A 2,289-nucleotide genomic window follows, 5' to 3' on the forward strand; every position below is an offset into this window, starting at 1 on the left:
CGCGCCTTGCCCGGCACCTTGACGTCGACCGATTGTGACGACGTCACCTCGATCGCGCCATCGGCGCGGATCAGCACGCGGCTGCCGTCCGTGGTGTAAAGCGCGACCTCGCCCTCGGCGAGATTGCCCAGGCGCGAGCCCGGCGCGCCCACCGGCAGCGCCACGAGGTCGCCCTGATCGCCGCCCACCGCCAGCAGCAGCACCAGGCCGTTTGCCGGCGCGCGCGAGGCTATGCCGAACGGCTGCATCACCTCGACGGCGGTGCGCTCCACGCCGGCCCACTGGGCGACGTCCACCGTCTGTGTCTCCTGGCTGTCGTCGCTTTTGCTCACCACGCCCCGGCTCACCATGGCGCGGATCAAATAGGCGGTCTCGCGATCGGTCATCCCAGCGGCTCCGCGTGGCGGTCCAGGGGCTGCTGGCTCTTGTGGTTCTTCCGCCGCGTGCCCTCGTCTTGCATGTCGTAGGCCTCCGGCCCGGTCACCCGCAGATGGGTCGCCGCGCCCTCGTCGTCGTATTGATAAGCGACGCCGGCGATCAGCATCTCGCGATAGACGCCCTGGAAGGCATCCTGCACCATCCCCAGCTCGTTCGGCCGCCACAGGCGCCCGTTGTGGCGAAACCCACGGACTTGATAGGTCAACTCTTCCGAGCGGCCGCGCGCGGTGCGCCGCATCCATTCGGCCTGATCCTGCGCACCCTTGGGGGTGAGCTGGGTGCGCCCCATGGCCACCAGCGGCCGATGACGGCGCTTCATCGCCGCATCATCCGCCTGCCCCTTGATGGTGACGCCGGCTTTTTCGTGTGGCCCCTGCTGCGCCTGCCAATCGCCCTGCTCGCCGGTAAGCGGCTCGGCGTGGCCATCCAGATGCACAGTCTTCCGCCGCCGCCCGCCGGCGCGCTCCGCCTGCCCCTTGACGTGGTAGGCCGAGTGCCGCCCGCGCAACGAAAAGTGCCCGCCGCTCTCGACGATATTGCCGGGAAAAATCAGGTCTCCCGGCGCTCTTTTGCCGCCCGATTGCGTGAGCAGCAGCGTGTCCATGCCGTCGCTGGTCACGAGCAGGCCGCGCTGGCGCGCACCCTTTTCAATCGCCGAAAGAGCCGTCTCGCCGACGTCGATGGCAAAGCGATCAAAGGGATCGCCGACGTCCGCCTCGGCCCGCACCTTGAGCCCGTAAGGCTTCAGGATCTCGCCAGCGACGGTGTCGATCGTCTTGCCGAAATACTCGGCCGGGCCGTCCACCGTGGCGGCGCAGTCACTCAGGTCGCCGGTCTTGTCCTGCCCGGAGATCGAGACGGAGACCTGCCCCTCGGAGGCATGCGGGGCAAGATCATCCACCCAGCCGCTCAGCACCTGCTCGCCGTCCAGCAGGATGGTGGCTTCCAGCCCCAGCTCAACCTCGCCCTTCATGTCAGCAAGCGTGGCAAAGGGGAAAGTCCGCCAGCTGCGCGCCGAATCCCGCAGCTCAAGGCGGAATTTTCCGGCGATGTCCTGCAGGTCGCGCGCCACCTCGACCCGCGACCACTCTTCAAACCGCATGCCCGCCATGAGCAGCGTGACGGGGCGGGTGCCGCTGGCCTCGATCATCGCAGCAGCACCTCGATGGCGGTGCCGGCGGGGATGGCGCCGGGATGGCGCAGCCGGTTGCGGCGCACGATGTCGTCGAACATGGGCACCACGTCGCGCGGATCATCGCCGGCGAAATGCTGGGCGAGGATCCAGGCCGAGACAGTGGCCTGCGGCGTAAAGAGCAGCACCGGCGGCAGGCGGCCGATGATCTCGTGCATGTCCCGCGCGAGCGCGCCGCGCAGATCGGCCAGTGCGCTCCACAGCGTCGCGCGCTCCCCCGCCCAGGCATCCTGCGCCTCGGCAAGATCATCCGCCGCGCGATCCAGCGCGTCGTCGAGGCGGGCGCGCCAAGCCATCGCATCCTGGCGGCTCTCATAATCGATGTCGGCCGCCGTGCGGACAGCCTGGCCGAGCAGCGCCACCTGCGCCGAGAGCCGCACCGCCTCGGCAAGCGCGCCGTGGGCGGCAAGGCCGCGCGCTTGATCGGCGAGGCCGAGCAGCATGTCGGCGCCGGAACGGGCGGTGAGGGTCGGCACCGTCTCGGCGCTCACCAGGGGACCGGCGCCGATCGCCGCCTCGGGCGTCCCGATGGCGACGTCGGCCAGCGGGCGCGGCAGATCCACCAGGGCAGCGGCGACGGCCTGCGCGGTCTCAAGGCTGGCGCCAAGCCCGAGCGCGGCGGTGAGCGCATCCTGTGCCGGATCGAGCACCGGGGCGAT

At 70.1% G+C, this 2,289-nt stretch carries 3 protein-coding genes; all 3 read right to left on the bottom strand.

The annotated features are described in order from the left end of the window. Nucleotides 1–386 (bottom strand): phage baseplate assembly protein domain-containing protein (locus tag V5F77_RS28570; RefSeq protein ID WP_429008436.1); only part of this gene is annotated, 386 nt, incomplete at its 3' end. Beyond that, nucleotides 383–1,588: a phage baseplate assembly protein gene (locus tag V5F77_RS28575; RefSeq protein ID WP_429008437.1), complete on the bottom strand. Its 1,206-nt coding sequence runs from the start codon at nt 1,586–1,588 to the stop codon at nt 383–385. The genes V5F77_RS28570 and V5F77_RS28575, both read right to left, overlap by 4 nt. Next, nucleotides 1,585–2,289: hypothetical protein (locus V5F77_RS28580; RefSeq protein ID WP_429008438.1), on the bottom strand; the 705-nt coding region annotated here is incomplete at its 5' end. The genes V5F77_RS28580 and V5F77_RS28575, both read right to left, overlap by 4 nt.

It is taken from the genome of Roseixanthobacter psychrophilus (assembly GCF_043195195.1).
Taxonomy (GTDB): domain Bacteria; phylum Pseudomonadota; class Alphaproteobacteria; order Rhizobiales; family Xanthobacteraceae; genus NCEH01.